Here is an 18912-nt window from a genome sequence, read left to right as displayed (position 1 = left end):
TCAGTCCCGTGGGTAGACAATCGCGGTTGCGCCGCTGATCTCCATGACATCGACGGTCTTTCCGACAGGGATCACCAGCGTCTCGTCGTAGGCGCGGGCCGTCCACTCGTCGCCGTCGATACGGACCCTGCCGCCCCGTCCCGTCACCTCCGCGACGACATAGGCAGACTTGCCGACCAGGGCGTCGACACCGAACCGTGCCGCTTGGGGCTGCCGCAGACGGTGCAGCGCGACGGGCCGCAAAAACAGCACGGTGACCACGGCAACGACGGTGAACACCAGGAACTGGAAGGGCAGCGGCAGACCGACTGCAGCAGAACCCGCCGTGACCAGCGCGGCCGCACTCAGCATGCCGAGCGCGGCAGTCAGTGTGAAGATCTCCGCCACAGCCAGAACGGCTGCAATGATCAACCACATCAGCCATGGATCCATTGCGCGCCTCTTCAGACCGGTGCAGGCGTGGAAGGCCGGCCGCTCACCATCGGACCCCGAAACGGAACAGCCGCGGTACCCGTCGGCAAACAAACCCCGGCGATCCAGGCAAGCAGGCCAGTACGGCACATCCAGCTCATTCATGCCCACTACCTGTGCCTTACCCATCCAGGAAGATCACTCCACCGCGGCACAGGGGCCAATCCCGTCCAGAGCGAAATCCGCGGCCGCGTCGTCCGCCCGTCCCTGGTCGTGGCACAGCCGACCGGTGATCGCCTGTTCAGCCACACCGGCCAGTCCGACCACGATCCAGAGGACGGAGCCCATAGGCGGAGGCCGCGGGCCCGCCTCGCGCAACTGGGAGGAGTCGAGCGACAGGCTCCGCGGCGGGCAAGCCATCGGCCAGGCGGCCGCAGCGCACTCCGGTGGTCAGGATCGCTGGGCGCCGCCGTCGACGACATCGGCTGCAAGAAGCGGACGGATCTACACCCAGTGGCCCATGCCCGCCATCCTGCCGGTAACAACGAGCACACCACCGGTCAGGCGCGAAGGCGGTGGAGTGGATCCGCCCGAAGGGATTACAGGCACTGCTGAGCAGATCAGATGAGACCGCGGCCGGGGGACCGGAGCCCGTCGCCAGCGGCCAGGTTCGCGGGCCGTGGCGGATACCCGCACCATGGGAGTGAACCGAATGCCGTCGTTTGGCGGAGATGAACCGCGATGCCCCTGCCCACACACCACCGGCCCGGCCGCTTCATGGAACGAGCTTTCCCCTCTCTGGGCTGGGGCGCGCCGATCGCCGCCGAGTTCGATGATCTCTGCGAGCGGATGAACCGGTTCCTGGAGCAGGCCGCTGGCGCTGCTCCCTGCGTACGTGGGTGGTCTCCCATGGCCGACCTGCACGAGGCGGACGACGCTTATGTGGTCGAGGCGAGGTTGCCCGGGATCAAACGAGAGGACATCGACGTCGAGGTCGGCGAGGGGGAACTGTGCATCACCGGGGAGTACAAGGAGCGCGAGCGTGAAGGCGTCCTGCGCCGCAGTACCCGGCGCACCGGGCGTTTCGAGTACCGGACGCTGCTGCCTGCAGACGTCAAGGCCGAAGAGATCACCGCGACGCTGGCCGACGGGATGCTGACCGTCACCGTCCTCCCCCAAGGCCCAGGCCGCCGAGCCGCACCACGTCGAGATCGCCCAGCCCTGAAGGCAGCGTTGTGGTGGGGCCGCCCGCCCGGCCCCACCGCCGCATCCGGGTGACGGCATGACTGGTCTCTACGCACTGATCCGTCCCGACGGCCGGCTAGAGTTCCGCGACGGCGTCCCGGACCAGATGCTGAGGGACGCGGACCCGCAGCATGGGGCCCCGGCTGCCTTCACCATTCAGCGCTCCGCGTGGGGCGGCAACGGCCTCCACGGCCACGTCAGCGACGTCTCCCGCCTGGCCGGCACGTATCGGCCGAACCATGTCGCCACCTCACTCGTGGCTGCCCTGGGCGGCCCGGAGGAGTACATATTCGGCAACCTGGCCATCTGCGGCAGCTGGTCGGCTCCCGACAATGGGGAACCACTTCTGCGCGGCCTCACCGAAGCACAGCAGGACCTCATCCACGATGTCCACACCGCGGTCTCCAAGGAAGTCACCGGCAGCCCGTAGTCATATCGCCGGGCGCCGACCTGCCTCCCGGCACCGTCCCACCCGCCCGGCCGAACAACTGATCATCCGCGAGACCGTCGATGGCTCCGTCGTCCTCGACGTCCTGCGCCAGGAACGCAGCCAGGCGGACGGGAAGGGTGATGACCGGGCTGCGAACGCGTCGCCGCCCCCTGACCGTCCGGAGCCAGGAGTTCACACTCAGCCTCGCTGATCGTCAGCAACACGGTGGTGGCGGCCTTGCCATCCTCTTCACCACCGACAAGGGCTTGCCGGCGTGCCGCGGGGCGGGCACCTGCCGTGACGGCGGCCCACCTGTACACCGGTGGGGCCGAGTCGGACTGCTCGGTCCTCCTACGCGTGAAGCGGGGACTTCGTTCTCCGAATGAGGCGTGTGCATCGTGAAGTCGCAGTTCACGGGTCTGGTGTGCACGGGTTCCTGTGTGCTCGGGCTGGTCTCGGGCGGACGACTTCGGTGTAGATCAGGGATCAGCGGGAACCTTCGCGCTTCGTCAGGACGAGCAGGACCCTCACCAGCGCGGTTGCCCGCTTCGGGTCGGTGCGGACCATGCCGAGCGCGCGCCAGTTCTTCGGGTACGCGAAGCCCTGCTCGACCGGCGCCCCGACCGCGGCAAGCGCGGTGTTGGAATCCGACCGCGGGTGAGCGGGCGGACTTGTAGCCGGTGATCTCCGCCGGGTCGGCGTCCGGGCCGCTGTCGTCGAGGCCGACGAACCCCAGGTCGGCGATGGCGCCGAGGCCGGGCGCAAGTGGGCGGTGGGTTTGTCGTGACGGCAGGCGTTGATCTCCGACGTGTGTCCCGGACGGGCTGCAGAGTCTCAGATGAGCCGTCCCTTGCCCTGATCCACCGGGTGACGGTGGGGCCCTGGCCGGAGAACTGGAGAGCGACCGCGTGCTGCACCGCGCCGCTGGCCGCGGCGATCGGCGCCCGGCTCATCGGCGTCCACGTCCGCAACCCCACCAGCCTGAAGGAACCCGACCCGCCCTGGCTCGACGGGCAGCGCCGCCTGCTCGCGGAACTGCGCGGCCGGTACGCCAACTCGCGGGCGCGGAAGTGGCTGGGGCGATCCTCGGCTTCGTACGCGCCGAACAGGCGAGCCAGCTCGTCCTGGGTGCCAGCCGCCCTCCGGGAGCGGACCGCCCGGCACGCCCCGGCCCGTCCTTCACGTACCGCGCCCCCTCTACCGGCGACGCGACGACACAGGAAGGATGCCTCTCTGCCGGCGCGTGGACATCAAGATCCGGACCAGGTGCGGACCGACTCAGCCCGGCACTCGACGTTTCCACTCTTTGTCGCAGGTCAGAAGCGAGATCAGGCGTGTACCACCAGCAGACGAAGAACATCTTTTGTAGCTACTCGCCCAAGAAACTTGGATTCTTCTAGGGTGCTTGAAGTGGGCGCTGAGCTGGGAATTCCCCACCAGAGCCCATTTACCTCAACCTCATCACGCGCGGCCCATTTGTCGCAATTGCCCGATTCATAACGCTGGCGCCGACTTCCTGAGCCGCCCTCCCGGACCAGTCACGGACCAAACAGCGGGCTACCTGGAAGCGGCAAGTCAATCGCCAGAGGCAGGGCATCGAACAATGCACGGTTCGGTGCGAGCCACCCGTCCCCGGCAGCGACGGCGGTGGGGATCCGCCCGGTCCCACCGGGGACGGCCAGGCCGGAAAAAACCAGCTACAGCGCCACGATGACCATTTATTCGTCCCCCGGACACGTAGCGCAGAGACGTCACCCATCAGGTGAACCGCACAGCCCCTGCACAAAGGCGCCGCCTCGCGATGTCCTCGGACCCGCAGGGTCATAGCAGACGACGCACACGCTTCGCACCCTCAACACCTCTGTCCGTGGCGGCGGCTGTAGCCCCCGGCTTCCGGAACATCGTCGACGTCAACCTCCGGAACCAGCAGCCGAGCCTGCCTGTGGCCGAACCCAAGTGGGTCACCCGTCACGGACATGGACCTGGATCACGTACCGGATGCCGTGGGTGATCTCCACTCGAGCCCCCGCTCACCCACAACGAGTGACTGCCTGTCATCCCCTGAGGTGGGTCACAAAATTCCAACTCGGCGATGACCCGCTGCGTGGCGTGCAGCGTGTTACCCGCGCCGCAGGCAGCAGGCAGCGCGCCGACGGGTCGAGCGGTACGACGCGTGCCGGGCCAGTTCGCGTCCGACCATGGCGGCGAACGCCTCCCGGCCGTAGCGGGCGGCCCTGGGTACGGTGGCGAGCAGCGCGTCCGCCGCCCGCCTGGGACTGCCCCTGAGCGCGAGGACCGCGACGGCGGTGAGCGGGGCGGATGGCGCCAGCCGTCTCTCCCATTGCTCCACGGGCCCGGGTGGCCGGGTCCTGGCGCGCAGGTGCCGCGCCGGCCGTGTGCGCGGTACGCACTCCGGGCCCGAGCACAGGTCCCTCTCGCGCCGCTCCCACACCCGCCGCCGGGCGCGGACCTCGCCGAGCAGCAGCAGCCGGTGCGCCGCGTCGACGGCGGGCATGCCGATGCCGGCGCAGAGCCCGTTGACGGTGGCACCGGCCAGCGACAGCAGCAGATCGGTCTGTACGGGGCCGACACGCCGCATCAGCGGTCGGCGCAGCTCCCGCTCGAGCTCCAGCGCGGCGACCGCCGCGGGCACCGCGCGTGGCAGCAGCCGCAAGACCCGCTGGACGACCCCGGCGGCGACCGCCGCGCAGTCGACCAGCAACTCGGCCGCCACGGCCGCAACGGGAGCGTCGTCGCCCGGAGTGACGGCTGGGCCCAGGCGAACTCCTCGTCCTGCACCCCTTGGGCTTCTTCCACGGCCCTGACCATGTCCAGGAGCCGGTCGAGGCCGACCCTGCGTTCGTCGAACGAGAGCAGGACCTGGCCGGTGACCGCGTTGACCTCGGCCCATCGCACCCCGTTCAGCCCCCGCAGGCGCGCTGTTCGACCTGGCCGTCGCCGAGGACACCACCCCGATGGCCGACCTGGTCACCTGGCGGTCCCAGTTCGGCCCTCCGGTCACCGTCCGCCCCGACACCGCCCTCGGCGAGGCCGCCGACCAGCTGGTCGACTCCCGCGCCACCTCACTTCTGGTGGTGGACGACTCCGACCGGCCCGTCGGCCGGATCCTCGCCGACGGCCTGCTCGACTACCTGCTGCCCGAGCGCGGGCGCCTGCACTTCCGGAGGTTCCTGCGGTGACCCGCGATCTGGACACTACAACGGCCGCACCCGCCGCACCCGCCACGCGGCGGCGGGGCCTGGGCCGTCTCGCCGTGGTCGCCGCGATCGCCGGTCCGGGCCTGGTCGCCGCGAACGCCGGCAACGACGCCGCCGGCATCGCCACCTACGCCTCCGCCGGGTCTCAATACACCTACGGCACGCTGTTCTTCATGGTGCTGCTCGCCATCGCCCTGGTCATGGTCCAGGAGATGGCCGTCCGGCTCGGTGCCCACACCGGCAAGGGCCTGGGCGCACTGATCCGCGAGCAGTTCAGCCTGCGCCTGACCGGCCTGGCGGTGTTCTGCCTGCTGCTGGCCAACACGGGCCTGGTCGTCAGCGAGTTCGCGGGCATCGGCGCCGCCTTCGAACTGCTCGGTGTGCCCAAGTGGGCAGTGATCCCGCCAGCGGCGATCCTGCTGTGGTCGCTAGTACTGTTCGGCTCCTACCGATGGGCCGAACGCATCTTCCTCATCATGTCGCCGGCGTTCTTCGCCTACCCGATCGCGATGATCCTCGGCCACCCGCACTGAGGCGAGGTCGGCAAGCACCTGGTGATCCCGCACATGGAACCCAACAAGGGCTTCATCCTGCTCGCGGTCGCCCTGATCGGCACGACCGTCAGCCCGTACATGCAGTTCTACGCCGCCGCAGGTGTCGTAGACCGCGGCGCGAAGCCCGAGGACTACCGGCTGATCAAGCTGGACGCCGTGATCGGGGCGGTGTTCGCCTGCATCATCAGCCTGACGATCATCATCGCCACCGTCGCCGCCATTGGCGACACCGGTCCGCTGGACTCCGCCGCCCAGGCCGCCGAAGCCCTCAAACCGGTCGCCGGCCAGAACGCCGAAATCCTCTTCGCCGTGGGTCTGATCGGCGCCAGCGCCCTGGCCGGCGCAGTCGTACCGCTGTCGGCCAGTTACGCGGTCGGCGAGGCTGCCGGAGTGGAACGCTCCGTCTCCCGCAGCTTCCGCGACGCCCCACTGTTCCTGGGCCTGTTCACCGCCCAGATCGTGCTCGGCGCCGCGGTGGCGATGACCCCGGTGAACGTCATCCAGCTCCTGATCGGCACCCAGGTCCTGCAGGGCCTGATCAGCCCCATCGTGCCGGTCTACCTGCTGGTCCTCACCAACCGCCGTTCCGTGCTCGGTGCGGCGGCCAACGGCCCTCGCTACCGGATCGGCGCCACCATCGTGGTCGTCGGCGTCGCAGGCATATCCACCATCCTGCTCGTCCAGACCGTCCTCGGCTGGTTCGGTCTCGGCTGATCCCACCCCGAGGAACCCGCCAAGTCCGGCCGACCGGACCCAGATTGCGGCTACGGATCGGCCGGGAAAACATTCCGGGGCCGCCGCACAGGGGCCACTCGGGGGCTGACCAGGCGCAGACTGGAGCTCGAGGCCGAGTACTGGCGCCTTCTGGCGGCCGGGGTGGGCAGCGTCGAGGCGTGCAGGCAACTCGGCATCGGGCGCAAGACTGGCTACCGGTGGCGGGCTGAGAACGGTGGCCTGCAACCGGACTATCTCCCGGAAGCCTCGCGCTCGGGTCGGTACTTGTCGCTGCTGGAGCGGCGGAGGATCGCCTCGTTGCGTGGCCGCGGCCTAGGAATCCGGGAGATAGCCGGCCTGCTCGGACGGGCACCGTCGACAGTCAGCAGGGAGCTGCGGCGCAACAGCCGTCCGCACGACTACGGCAGATACGACGCCGACCTGGCCCACCACCGCGGCCGCGAACGGGCCGGACGCCCCAGACGCTCCAAGCTGTCCACGGATCCCGAGTTCAAAGCCGAGGTGCAGTCCAAGCTCGATATGGAGTGGAGCCCGGAGCAGATCGCCGCCCATCTCAGGACCCGCTGGCCCGACCATCCCGAGCGGCACCTCTGCCACGAGACCATCTACCGAGCCCTCTACCAAGGGGCCAAAGGCGGCTTGAGCAGGACTCTGACCAGGAAACTCCGCACCGGCCGGCCACTGAGAAAGAAGCGCCGCCACCCTGACCAGCGCATGCCACGTTTCGTTGCACCAGCCGTACTGATCGACCGCCGGCCATCGTTCATCGAGCTGCGTGAGCGACTCGGCGACTGGGAGGGCGACCTCGTCGTGGGCGCACGCAGCCAATCCGCCGTCGCCACGCTCGTCGACCGACGCACCCGCTATCTCCGCCTGGTCCCGCTGCCCGAGGGACACTCGGCCGGCCAGGTGCGTGACGCCCTCATCGCCACCCTCAGCACGCTGCCGGAACAGGCACGTCGGAGTCTCACCTGGGACCAGGGCTCCGAGACGGCCCGCCATCACGAACTCGCGCCCTACTTCACCGACGGGATCTTCTTCGCACGCCCAGGCGGTCCCTGGGAACGAGGCACGAATGAGAACACCAACGGCTTGATCCGGCAGTACCTGCCCAAGCGCACGAACCTGTCCCTGCACACCGCTGACGACCTTCGCGTCATCGACCACCGGCTGAACAACCGACCCCGCAAGACACTGAGTTGGCAGACCCCTGCTCAAGCATTCGCCGCGGCTCTGGCACTCTGAGCCTGAAACGTTGCGATGATCATGCGAATCCACCTTAGAACCCAAGCGTCGGCAGTGGCTCACAATTCAGCCGTCGCCGACACCGGATCACCTCGGGCCCAGTGATTACACCACCACAGGGGACATGACCGACCGCCCCAGCAAAGTGAGTTTCGACGCTCCCGAGCCGGCAGCGACCGGAACTGGTGAGCCGGTCGACGATTGCGGTGGTCTACGCCCGGCCAGGCGAGGGCGGGTGGACCGTGCGATGAGGCAACGCTCAGGACCTGGCAAGTCGCCTCATCACCACGGCTGCGGCCACTGCGGCGAAGAGCAGGGCCGCACGGGGCGGCCGTGGACGTCATCGGCGTGGAACCCCGTCAGATCCTCTGCTGTCCTGGTCCGCCCCACCACCACGCCTCGGTCGTCCAGCACCGCGACTGCCGGCCGTCCAGGGCGGACATCCCGGCCGGGACCGGCACCAAAGACAACTCATAGCTGCTTGGGAGGCGCCTACCGAGTCGGCGTCTTCACCATTCACTGGGTGATCCATAACGCTGGCTTCCTGGTAAGAGCCCTGCGGCTACGAGAGACCGACACGCGCGGACGACCCCTGTCGCGCGCGGCTCGCCGACGGGTCACAGGGCACCGGCCCTGGCGGGCAGGTCCTGTTCGGCCCAGACGACCTTGCCGTCCGTTGCGCAGCGGGAGCCCCACCGGCGCGAGAGCTGGGCGACCAGGTGGAGGCCGCGGCCGTGCTCGTCGAGATCGCCGGGACGGCGGGAGCGCGGCTGGCCGGTGTGGCTGTCGAAGACCTCGCACGTCAGCACCCGGTGCTGGATGAGCCGTAGGCGGCTGGGTCCGCCGCCGTGGCGGATGGCATTGGTGACCAGTTCGCTGACGATCGACTCCACGGGCGTCACGAGCGGCTCCAGCCCCCATTCCCTGAGCTGACGGGCGGCCAGGTGCCGGGCTGTTGTGACGGTGACCGGTTCGTTCGGCAGGTCCCAGGAGGCGACCTGGGTGGGCTCGAGCGCGCGGGTCCGGGCAAGGAGCAAGGTGACATCGTCGGCCGGCGTGTGACTCCGCAAGGTCTCCATCACTCGCGAGCACATGTCCTCCAGGGATGCGCCCGGCTGTGCCAGGGCGGCGCCCAGGCGGCGCAGGCCGGCGTCGATGTCCTCGTCCCGGGACTCGACCAGGCCGTCGGAGTAGAGGGCGAGCACGCTTCCCTCGGGCAGTTCCAGTTCCACGGACTCGAAGGGAACCAGGCCGAGACCGAGGCCGAGCGGGGCTCCGGCGGGCAGGTCGGGGACGGTGACCCGGCCCTGTGCGCCGACGACCAGGGGCGGCGGATGCCCGGCCCGCGACACGGTGCACCGCCGGGTGACCGGGTCGTAGACGGCGTACAGACAGGTGGCGCCCACCACCGCGGGGGCCTGGTCGGTGTCGTCGGTGTCCTCGTCGTTCAGCCGCCGGACCGTGTCGTCGAGGTGCGTCAGCAGTTCGTCCGGGGGCAGGTCGAGGTCCGCGAGCGTGCGCACGGCGGTGCGCAGCCTGCCCATGGTCGCCGCGGCGTTGATGCCGTGTCCGACCACATCGCCGACGACGAGGGCCACCCGGGCGCCGGACAGCTCGATCACGTCGAACCAGTCACCGCCCACGCCGTGGTCCATGTCGGCCGGCACATAGCGCGAGGCGACCTCGACGGCGGCACTGCCCTGCACCCGGTGGGGCAGCAGGTCGCGTTGCAGGGTGAGGGCCGCGGTGCGCTCGCGCGCATACTGCAGGGCGTTGTCCAGGCTGAGCGCGGTCCGAGTGACGAGCTCCTCGGCGAGGAGCAGGTCGTCCTCCTGGAACGGCGTCTGTTCCGTGGAACGGCCGAACAGCGCCAGTCCCAGCACGCAGCGCCGCGAACGGATGGGCACGACCATCAAGGAGTGGACGCCGCTGTCCCGCACCTTCTGCGCCCGCACCGGGTCGTGGTCGACCCACGGACCGGCCTGGGTGTCGAGCACCGGCTCCAGGTGAGACCTGCCCGTGCGCAGGGCGACGGCGAACGATGAGCTCGGGTGGGCGTGGATCACCTCTTCCCGGACCCACGGCAACTCCAGGAGTCCCAGGTCGATGGAGGCCAGACCCGCACGCCGCAGCAGCGGCGGGCGGCCGCTCGTCGTGCCGATCCGTGCCGAGGGTTCCAGGCCAAAGGGAACCGACTCGACCAGATCGACGAGGGCGTGGTCGGCCAGCAGGGGCACGGCGAGCTCGGCCAGTTCCTGCCCGGTCTGCATGACGTCGAGGGTGCTGCCGATGCGCGTACTCGCCTCGCTGAGGATGGCAAGGCGTTCGCGCGCCCGCCGGTTCCCGGTGACATCCACGATCATGGAGCACACTCCCATTGCCGTGCCGTCCGCGTCCTGGAGGCAGAAGAACGAGGCTGAGAACGCATGTTCACGGCGCCCGTCCGACAGCGGCCACGCCCGGTATTCGTGGACCATGGTGGTACCGCTCTGCAGCACCTGCTGCATCACCACCTCGAGCGCTTCGGCCTCCACGGCGGGCAGCGAGTCCTTCAGACGGCGTCCGAAGCGCCGGTCACGGGGAATGCCGTCGTGGCGCTCCATGGCGTCGTTCACCCAGGTACAGCGCAACTGTGGGTCATACACCACGATCCCGATCGGTGCATGGGCAAGGAGCGACTCCCGCACCGGTCCGTTGGCAGGCTCCGAGGACAGGGCGCCTATGTCGGTCACGGATACCAGCCACCGGGTGCCGGCGTCCTGTCCCCACAACAGCGAGACCCGCAGCGACATCTTGAGCGTGTGGCCGTCGCGGTGGCGGACCGCGGCGGTGCCGGACCAGCCGCTTTGGGCACGGCGCTGCTCGGCGAACAGCGAAGCCATTCGGGCCTCCTCAGGGGGCGGTAGCACGTGCGCGGCGGATCGGCCCACCACTTCCGCGGCCGAGTACCCGACAAGTCGCTCAGCGGCCTGCGTCCAGGCCGCCACCGTCCCGTCCGCATTGATCACCGCTATCGCCGAGTCCGGTATCTCGCCGGGGCTCACCGGCTTGGCGAGTGGCGTGTGGTCGGTATGCGTCATCGTGGTTGATCCCCTTCAGTTCGGAGGTGAGGGAGTGCCGGCATGTGGGCGCGGCCGCCCGGTCTGTAGCCGTGGTGGACGGTGATGGGCAGGAGGCGGAGACCCCGGGGGTAGCGGGAGCCTTGCGGTGCAGCGGGTGGCCTCCGCCGCTGCCCTGTGACCCGCAGCCCGGCATCCGCCACCTTTGCATCATTTTGCCCACTTCTGATGAAATAGTCAGATACGACCGCTTCATCGTCAAGGCCCCCGAAACTGATCGTTCAATCAAATGTGGCCATGCAGCGCGACGGGGAAGGTGGGGCGGCCTCTGTCGCCGCTGCAATCACTGGCCCCTGGGCGGCGAAGTTGGGGGCCGGCGAGGTTCAGGCTGGACAATTCGCAGCGGCAGCGCGATGATGGATTCATCAGAACTGGTGACCTTGTGTGCGGTGTATGCCGATGTCAGCCTCACCCAGGAATCGATTCGAACGGCGTCGGGCCGAGACCCGGCAGGCACTCGTCCGCGCCGCGCGGCAGCTCCTGGCCGATTCGGGCGATACGAGCGCCAGCATCCGGACCATCGCGGAGCTCGCCGACGTGGGCTTCGGCTCGTTCTACAACCACTTCACGTCCAAGCCGGACCTGTTCGACGCAGCCGTGGCCGATGCACTGGAGGAGTTCGCCCGAGCCGTCGACAAACATCTGTACGGCGTCGACGACCCCGCCGAGCGCCTCGCCGCCGGTATGCGGCTCAGCGCACGCATGGCCAGCTCACACCCGGAGATCATGCGGATTCTCTGCCACAGCGGGCTCGGCCGCATATGCGCCGGCTGCGGACTGGCTCCGCGCGCGAGACACGACGTGGAGCAGGGCATGACTTCTGGCCGCTTCACCGTGGTCGACCCGATGATCGCCTTGACCGTGCTGAACGGCAGCCTGCTGGCACTCCTGCAGCTCTGGTTCCATCAGCCCGAGGCCGACAGGGACCATGCAGCCGCAAAGATGGCCGAGACGCTCCTGCATATGCTTGGCGTCTCCGCGGACGAGGCCCGTGACCTCGCCCGGCGGCCCCTTCCCGCTGCGGCGTGAAGACGATGTGCTGTCTGCCGACGACGCGGCTTCACAGTTGGATGGACAGGTGGCGGGGGCCGCGGAGCATGGCGTTCTGGCGGTAGGGGGGCGGCTCCTCGACCAGGCGGGCGCTGCCGAGGTGGGGAAGCAGCGCGCTGAGCGCGATGTATGCCTCGATCCGGGCCAGGGGTCCGCCGTAGCAGAGGTGGATACCGCTGCCGAAGCCGAGGTGTTGGTTGCCTGGGCGGGTGGGTTCGAACCGGTCGGGCTCGTGGAACCGCATGGGGTCGCGGTTACCTGAGGCCAGCACCAGAATGACGGACGCGTGTTGCGGGATCTTGGTGCCGGCGACGTCGATGTCGGCGTGCGGGATGCGCTCGCGCATGTGGACCGGGGGCTCGTTGCGCAGCAGTTCCTCCACTGCTAGCGGCAGCAGTTCGGGGTCGCGGCGCAGCCGGTCCAGCTGCTCGGGATGCGGTGAAGCCCTCCTCGCGCAGCGCCTCGGCTGCTCTCAGCCCGGCCAGCGAGGCGCCGACGATGACGATGCGGCCGTCTTTCAGGTCACCGGGCACCGGTGCTCACCTCTTCCCCGAGAAGGATCGCCTGCACCGGGCACGCCGCCGCGGCCTGGCGTACCCGCTCCACCTGGTCGTCCGGGACGGCAGTGGCGTACAGCAGCCCCTCCTCCCCGTGCAGCTCGAACACCTCAGGGGCGAGGAACACGCACTGCGCATATCCCTGGCAGCGTGTGAGGTCGACAACGGTCCGCATCTCCACCACTTCTTCCTCCGTTGTCGCACCCCCCTCCTCTCCAGCATGGGGCCAGAGCTGAGTGCCTACATGCCTTGTGATGGAGAGCTGGTATTCGGGCCAGCGGGGTGAGGGGGAAGGAGACGAACTCCCGGCAACCACCTTCCAGTTGCCGAGAAGCGTTCAGGTACATCCCTTCGGCCAGGTGGTCCGAGTGACCCGAGTCACTGTCACCGCCGTCCCATTTCCATACGTCGTATGGTTATCCTGGCAGGGCGATTCCGTACAACGTATGGAACTGCTGGATGGACAACGCCACACAACGCCAGGCGCCTCACATCGCCTGCAAAAGCAGCCGTTGGTGCAGACCGCACCAACCGGAAGGAAAGATCATGAAGAAGCTCACGAAGCGGATTGCTGTCGCCGTTTCCTCCGTGGCGGTCGCGGGTGTCGCCGTTGTCGGTGCCGGGGGCACCGCTTCGGCCGCGACTCCCGCCTCCGTACACGTCCAGCGGTCGGCCGAGGTCAACCCCGCCGACTACCGCTGGGACCACGGCGTGGGCTACCTGATCGAGCAGGGCTACTGCTGGGACGCAAACCGTGGCTGGCACCACGACGACCATGTCGCCGGCTCCCTCTGGCACAGCCGCGACGGTCGCTGCTACCGCTGGGACGACGAGGGGCGCGGGTGGAAGTCCGACAGGTCCTACCGGTACGACTGGAACCGCTACGAGAGCGACGGCCGGGGCTGGGACCACCATGACTGGAACCGCGGTGACCGGGACTACTTCGGCTGGGACCACTACGACCGGAGCCACGGTGGCTGGGACTCCTACGGATGGGACCACTACGGCCGGAACCACGGTGACCGGTAAGACAGGTCCCGTCTGTGCCCCTGAGCGGAGGCTGTACCTCTCGCCTTGATGCCTGTCGGCGGCGGGGATGCGACCGCTGGTCACGGATCAGCGGTCCCCTGCCCGCCGCCCGGGCGGCCTGCTCCCTGCTCCCTCTGAACCTGCCTGCGGCACCACCTCGTGCCACAGGCGCGCGTCGCCCAACTGTCGCGACGCCACGACCCGCGCGGTCCGCCGATGCTGTCCGGCGCCCGGGCCCTGCTGAACACCTCCTGATTCGATGCGTGCTTGTCGCCACGAGCGCCGGGGCGCAGCCGAGGCAAGGGGGGTGCCTTGGAGTGAATGCCCATGGAGTCTTCGAGGACCGTGGTTCGGGCCGTGACCGCGCAGCTCGTCGTCTCGCGCACCTACTCACAGCCCTTGTGCATGCGGCTGCGGTACGAGCCTGCTGATCCCTACGTCGTCCGTGCCGCCTTTTTCGTCCACAGCGACGAGCCGGTCGAATGGGTCCTGGGGCGTGACCTTCTGGCCGACGGCCTGAACGGTTGCGCAGGTCATGGGGACGTCCGGATCTGGTCGGCCGCCAACCGTGGTGACCCCGCGATGTACATCGCTCTGGGGTCTCGCGCGGGCACCGCCCTTGTCAAGGTCCCCGTACACGACGTCAAGACCTTCCTGGAGCGCACGGAGACCGTGGTGCCACGGGGCACCGAGTCGGGGCGCATCGACTGGGACGCCGAACTGGCATACCTGCTCTCGCAAAGCTGACCACTGATCATCCATGCTCAGACAGAAAAGGATCGACTGTTCATGTCCCAGTACCAGCTTCGTGTCTACACGCTGTGCAGCCGCAAGGCGCTCGTCGCCTACGAGAACATCTGGTCCAAGCACATTCCCGGCATGGCGAAGCACCGGATCACCACGCACGGTGTCTGGACGGTGCCCGCGGCTCCCGGCAGTGAGACGCCCCAGCTGTACGCCCTCGTCTCCTACCGGGACGGCGACGACGTACAGGAACGGCTACTGGCGTATCTGGCCAGCCCGGAATTCCGCGCCGACATGGAGGGCTTCGACCTCAGCCAGATCGTCGGCGTCACCGAGATCGCACTGACGCCCACCGCCGACTCACCCTTGCACTGAGGGTTCTCGCGCGACCGGATGCTTCGGCCATGGCGGCCGGCGTCCAACAGGTCTCATCACGGGAGCAGTTCCCTCGGCACCGGACATGAGGTGCGGCCGGTGCAGATGACGCTAGGGGGTGCGTTGGGTGATCAGGAAAGCGTCGTCGTCGGTGAGTCGCCCTGCGGTGTACTCGAGCAGGTCACGGTGAATGTGGTGCAGCAGCGCGTCGGGGCTTGAGGCGGGGAAGAAGGCGACCCGTTGGCGAGCGGGTAGAAGGCTCCGGCGGGTGAGCGGGCTTCGATCACGCCGTCGGTGTAGAGCAGCACCATGTCACCAGGTTGCAAGGTGAACGGGTCGGTGCTGTCCTTCCGGACGCAGAGGGCGCACAGGCCCAACGGGGGCGCGGGCCGGCGGGAGTACAGGACGGTCACCTGGTCTCCACAGATCAGCAGGGGCGGGGGATGGCCGCAGCTAAGCATCTCGGCCTGCGGGCCCTGATCGGGGATGTCTAGCAGGGCAGCGGTGATGAAGTGCTCGTCGGCGTCGTGCACCGTTGCGGCGTCCCGGCGCGGACCGCGGTGCTGTCGTGGCGACCGCGGTCGTCAGACCCAATTGCTCATGACCGGTGCCGCACAAGTTGCGGGCGTTGCCGGTGGTGAAGTGAGGTAGTGACGTGGCGGACGGCTGCAGCGCGGAGTCGACGGTGGCGACCTGAGCGAGCACCGCGTCGATGGGTGTCCAGCAATAGGCGCAGCCATGCAGGAGACGCTCGGTGCCGATGGCCGCGTCGAAGGCCGGGATCTGGCGCGGAAAGGGCGTGCCGGCCACGTCGTATCAGAGGAGGCCGAGCTGCTGGACGGCGCTCGGCGCGTCGACGACGCCTCCGCCGACGTGCGCGCGGAAGCGTTTCATCCGGTCGGCGAGCAGCGGCAGCACACCTCCGCCGTGTGTCAAGATCCAGCTGATCCGCGGACGGCGGGCGAGGACTCCTTGCAGGAGCAGGTCGCTCATAGTGCGGGCGATGTCGAAGAGGAACTCCAGCATCGGTCGTGGCCGGCCAAGAGCAAGCTCGTCGGCGCGGGGCGCTGAGGTGGGGTGAACGTGGACGACGGCGCTGCGGCGGTCGAGTTCCTCCCAGAGCGGCTCGAACCGGGGTCACCGAGGTAGTGGGCATGGTGGTTGGTTCCACCACCAATCCGCCCGCACCTACGACGTCGAGCGCGTGGGCGGCCTCTGCGAGCGAGCCCTCGACGTCCGGCACGGGCAGGGAGGCGAAGAGACCGAACCGCAACTCACTTGCGAGGGCGGGGGCCTTCTCGTGGTCCCCGAAGTGCACGCCAGGCGAGGAGATCGACAGGTAGGACCTGTCGATCCCTGGGCGCGGCATCATGCCGAGATGATCTCCGACGCTCCACGCGGGCCAGCCGGGCATCCCGTCGGGATGCTTGATACCGTCGGCACTTTCTGCCCCCTACATGTGCACGACAGGTGCGGCGTTCTCGCCCTGCTGGGGCACACCCCGGCGGTAGAGCAGGGCTGTGACGACCAGGCCGACCACGAAGACGGCCGCCGACCACCAGTAGGCCGTGGCGTAGCCATCGAGACCGGCCTGCGCCAGGGCGCCGGGGTCCTTGGGGTTGCGGCCGGAGAGGTAGCCGGTGGCGGCGTCGGAGGCCATCGTGCTGAGCAAGGCGATGCCAATGGAGCCGCCGATCTGCTGCAGGGTGTTGACAGCGGCCGACGCGACGCCGGCATCGGCGGCCGCCACGCCGGAGGTCGCCAGGCTCATGGCGGGCGCGATGACCGTGCCCAGCCCGATGCCGACGAGTACCAGCTGGGGCAGTACCTGCGTCACGTATCCGCTGTTCAGGTCCAGTGTGGTCATCCAGATCAGCCCGGCGGCCGCAATGGCCATGCCCAGCGGGACCACCGGCCTCGGCCCTATGCGCGGTACCAGGACGTTGTTGGCCACGGCGGAGGCGGACGACGAGGCCACGATCAGGGGCAGGAAGGCGAAGCCGGTGTTCAGAGCGCTGTAGCCGAGGCTCTGCTGCAGGTAGTAGGTCAGGAACAGGAACACGCCGAACATGCCCGCGCCGGTGACGAAGAGGGCGGCGAAGGAGGCACCGCGGTTACGGTCCAGCAAGACTCGCAGGGGCAGCAGCGGAGACGCCGCCCTGCTCTGCCACCACACAAAGACGGAAACCAGTACGGCGCCGACCACCAGCATGCCCCAGGTCGCCGACGAACCCCAGCCGTGCGTCTCGGCGTTCGAGAACCCGAAGACCAGGCAGAACAGGCCGATGGAAACCAGCAGAGTGCCGAGGACATCGAGCTTGGAGGACGTGTCGCGCGGCGTGCGGTGCAGCAGAGCGGCCCCACCGACGAACGCCACCACCGCGAAGACCACGTTGACGTACATGGTCCAGCGCCAGTCCAAGTACTGGGTCAGCACCCCGCCGAGGATCAGGCCAATGGCTCCGCCGGCACCGGCGACCGATCCCGCGACAGTGAAAGCCTTCGCCCGCTCGCGCGGATCGGTGAAGGTGGTCATCAGGACCGACAGGGCCGACGGGGCCAGCAGGGCGGCGAACAGGCCCTGGACGGCGCGCGCGATGACGAGCATGGCGAAACCGTTCGCCGCGCCTGCCACCATGGAAGCGGTCGCGAAGCCGGCCAGACCCACCAGGAAGGTGACCTTCTGCCCGACCAGGTCCGCGACCCGGCCGCCGAGCAGCAGCAGGCTGCCGAAGGCCAGCGCGTAGGCGGTGACCACCCACTGCCGGTCGGCGTCCGAGAAGCCCAGGTCGCGCTGGGCGGACGGCAGGGCGATGTTCACGATGGTGCCGTCGAGGACACCCATCAGCATCGACAGGGAAATGACCAACAGAATCCACCAGCGACGCCGGTGCGACAGGTCGGGCGCATTCGCAGGTGTGGTCTCGGCGCCGCGAGCAGCGGCGGTGGCGTTCTGGGACATGAGGGCAGCTCTCCGGACAGCAGGTGGGGGATGGCGTAAGAGAGAAGAGAACGGATGGAGAGATCAGGTACGGCTCACGCGGTACGAGGCGCCACCTCGCGCTCACGGGCAGGGGCAGCCGACGGCCTGCCCGCCTCGGTGAACGGAGGCGCGGGTGATGCAGTTCGACGAGGCTGACGGTTTTCCGCCTCAGGAGGGTTCACGAACACGCGCACTTCGCATGCAGCGTCGGCATAGGGCTGCCGTGCAGAACTTGTAGAACCACCCCGCCGGGCGGTCTTCCTCGATGTCACGGGGGTGGCTCCGTCATGTCGCAGCCCTGGGATCGCCCGACTGCGGGCGCGGCTCAGGGGCGAGTGCCTGGGGCGCAGCGCCTCAAAATGATTGGGTCAGCGGTCGGTGCCCTGGCCGTCACGATCGCCGGTGAGTCGGCTTTCGAGGCCCGTGATCAGCGTGTCCATCCCAAGGCGGAACATTTGGTCCTGGTCAGGGCCTTGATGCGCGGCAGCCTCAGGCCCAGGATCTGCATCCGCGGCTCCGTCTTCCTCGGCGTCGGGGCCGGGGGGTGTGATGTTCGCCCACTGGTGGAGCGAGCCGTTGAGTTCGGCGCTGAGGACACCAACGACGACGGCGACCATCAGCGCGGCGATCTCCGAGACCTTTGACTGCGGCACGCCGGCAGCCTCCACGATGGCGGTGAGGGCGGTCCAGAACGGGTCGTTGGGCTGGATGAAGTCCGGCTGGTGGCTGAACGAGTACGCCAGCAGCTTCGGGTGACGGTGCGCCAGGGTCCGGAAGTCCGTGGCAAGCAGACGGATCCGCTCCTGCCAGGGCGCGTCCTCCAGTGTCACGGTGCGGAACTGCGCTCCGACCATTCTCGTCACGCCGCGCAGCACGGCTTCCTTGTTCGGCACGTGGTGGTACAGCGACATCGGGTTCGCGTCGAGCGCGGTGGCGAGTTTGCGCATGGTGAGCGCCTCGACCCCGTCCTCGTCGATGAGCCGCAGGGCGGCGGCGTAGATCCCGGCCTCCGTCAGAGGCACGTCCCTCTTCCTCGTTCCCCGCGGGGGACGCCTCACCTTCTTTTCCATACCTCGTACGGTATCAGCGCCATACACCGTACGGAAATGAGCTTCACCACAGCCCCACCTGGACTCCCGGGGTTGCACTCCGCTTTCCGTACCGCGTATGGTTCAAATTCCATACGGCGTATGTTTCCGTACGGCGCCACGGCATCG

At 68.6% G+C, this 18912-nt stretch carries 16 protein-coding genes and 2 pseudogenes; 10 read left to right on the top strand and 8 right to left on the bottom strand.

The annotated features are described in order from the left end of the window. Positions 1–432 carry an NfeD family protein gene (locus tag FB563_RS29885; protein ID WP_055706098.1) on the bottom strand — a complete coding sequence of 144 codons (432 nt, stop codon included), beginning with the start codon at positions 430–432 and terminating at the stop codon, positions 1–3. An 888-nt stretch (positions 433–1320) separates the two neighbouring features. Between FB563_RS29885 and FB563_RS29880 the strand changes: the two genes are divergently transcribed. Together FB563_RS29880 and FB563_RS29875 are read left to right on the top strand one after the other, a co-directional pair. Continuing rightward, complete coding sequence (locus FB563_RS29880; RefSeq protein WP_324615839.1) at positions 1321–1689, top strand: Hsp20/alpha crystallin family protein; 369 nt, start codon at positions 1321–1323, stop codon at positions 1687–1689. Positions 1690–1693: 4 nt separating this feature from the next. Beyond that, positions 1694–2086 (top strand): hypothetical protein, encoded by a 393-nt coding sequence (locus FB563_RS29875; protein WP_055706082.1) that lies wholly within the window; start codon positions 1694–1696, stop codon positions 2084–2086. A 2119-nt stretch (positions 2087–4205) separates the two neighbouring features. Here FB563_RS29875 and FB563_RS29865 read toward each other — a convergent pair. Then, the gene (locus tag FB563_RS29865) at positions 4206–4820 is read right to left on the bottom strand and encodes a hypothetical protein (protein WP_055706084.1); all 615 of its coding nucleotides are present in this window, start codon (positions 4818–4820) and stop codon (positions 4206–4208) included. A 241-nt stretch (positions 4821–5061) separates the two neighbouring features. Here FB563_RS29865 and FB563_RS29860 point away from each other — a divergent pair, with 241 nt between their 5' ends. The 3 genes and pseudogenes from FB563_RS29860 to FB563_RS29850 all read left to right on the top strand — a co-directional run bounded on the left by FB563_RS29860 (position 5062) and on the right by FB563_RS29850 (position 7838). Next, a complete protein-coding gene (locus tag FB563_RS29860; protein ID WP_055706085.1) occupies positions 5062–5286 on the top strand; it encodes a CBS domain-containing protein in 225 nt (74 codons plus the stop codon). Beyond that, positions 5283–6572: pseudogene (locus tag FB563_RS44225) on the top strand (NRAMP family divalent metal transporter). Before FB563_RS29860 ends, FB563_RS44225 begins: the two are co-directional and overlap by 4 nt. A 105-nt stretch (positions 6573–6677) precedes the next feature. Beyond that, complete coding sequence (locus FB563_RS29850; RefSeq protein WP_055706086.1) at positions 6678–7838, top strand: IS30 family transposase; 1161 nt, start codon at positions 6678–6680, stop codon at positions 7836–7838. Positions 7839–8455: 617 nt separating this feature from the next. Here the strand turns inward: FB563_RS29850 and FB563_RS29845 are convergent. Further along, a complete protein-coding gene (locus FB563_RS29845) occupies positions 8456–10918 on the bottom strand; it encodes a SpoIIE family protein phosphatase (protein WP_055706087.1) in 2463 nt (820 codons plus the stop codon). Between the two features lie 432 nt (positions 10919–11350). Between FB563_RS29845 and FB563_RS29840 the strand changes: the two genes are divergently transcribed. Beyond that, entirely contained in the window at positions 11351–11986 is a 636-nt protein-coding gene (locus tag FB563_RS29840; RefSeq protein ID WP_055706088.1) for a TetR/AcrR family transcriptional regulator, read from the top strand. 31 nt (positions 11987–12017) lie between these two features. Here FB563_RS29840 and FB563_RS29835 read toward each other — a convergent pair. Continuing rightward, a pseudogene (locus FB563_RS29835) lies at positions 12018–12440 on the bottom strand (cytochrome P450); the annotation flags it as partial. 89 nt (positions 12441–12529) lie between these two features. Further along, the gene (locus FB563_RS29830; protein ID WP_030176846.1) at positions 12530–12739 is read right to left on the bottom strand and encodes a ferredoxin; all 210 of its coding nucleotides are present in this window, start codon (positions 12737–12739) and stop codon (positions 12530–12532) included. Between the two features lie 371 nt (positions 12740–13110). Between FB563_RS29830 and FB563_RS29825 the strand changes: the two genes are divergently transcribed. From FB563_RS29825 to FB563_RS29815, 3 genes are all read left to right on the top strand, one after another. Beyond that, entirely contained in the window at positions 13111–13593 is a 483-nt protein-coding gene (locus FB563_RS29825; RefSeq protein ID WP_055706089.1) for a hypothetical protein, read from the top strand. Between the two features lie 357 nt (positions 13594–13950). Next, positions 13951–14340 carry an SsgA family sporulation/cell division regulator gene (locus FB563_RS29820; RefSeq protein WP_234357740.1) on the top strand — a complete coding sequence of 130 codons (390 nt, stop codon included), beginning with the start codon at positions 13951–13953 and terminating at the stop codon, positions 14338–14340. A 42-nt stretch (positions 14341–14382) separates the two neighbouring features. Further along, positions 14383–14712: an NIPSNAP family protein gene (locus tag FB563_RS29815; RefSeq protein WP_055706091.1), complete on the top strand. Its 330-nt coding sequence runs from the start codon at positions 14383–14385 to the stop codon at positions 14710–14712. 131 nt (positions 14713–14843) lie between these two features. Here the strand turns inward: FB563_RS29815 and FB563_RS29810 are convergent, their stop codons facing one another. After that, positions 14844–15245, bottom strand: coding sequence for a PP2C family protein-serine/threonine phosphatase (locus tag FB563_RS29810; protein ID WP_055706092.1), 402 nt, complete (start codon positions 15243–15245; stop codon positions 14844–14846). 205 nt (positions 15246–15450) lie between these two features. Here FB563_RS29810 and FB563_RS45255 point away from each other — a divergent pair, with 205 nt between their 5' ends. Next, positions 15451–15783 carry a hypothetical protein gene (locus tag FB563_RS45255; protein ID WP_324615840.1) on the top strand — a complete coding sequence of 111 codons (333 nt, stop codon included), beginning with the start codon at positions 15451–15453 and terminating at the stop codon, positions 15781–15783. Positions 15784–16165: 382 nt separating this feature from the next. On the opposite strand, the gene FB563_RS29800 is transcribed toward FB563_RS45255, so the two are convergent. Continuing rightward, on the bottom strand, positions 16166–17674 hold the full coding sequence (locus FB563_RS29800; protein WP_055706094.1) for an MFS transporter: 1509 nt from the start codon (positions 17672–17674) through the stop codon (positions 16166–16168). Positions 17675–18063: 389 nt separating this feature from the next. Then, positions 18064–18717: a TetR/AcrR family transcriptional regulator gene (locus FB563_RS29795; RefSeq protein ID WP_234357741.1), complete on the bottom strand. Its 654-nt coding sequence runs from the start codon at positions 18715–18717 to the stop codon at positions 18064–18066. Positions 18718–18912 lie beyond the last annotated feature (195 nt).

This window comes from Streptomyces puniciscabiei (genome assembly GCF_006715785.1).
Classification (GTDB): Bacteria; Actinomycetota; Actinomycetes; order Streptomycetales; family Streptomycetaceae; genus Streptomyces; species Streptomyces puniciscabiei.
This window is presented reverse-complemented; position numbering and strand designations above follow the sequence as displayed.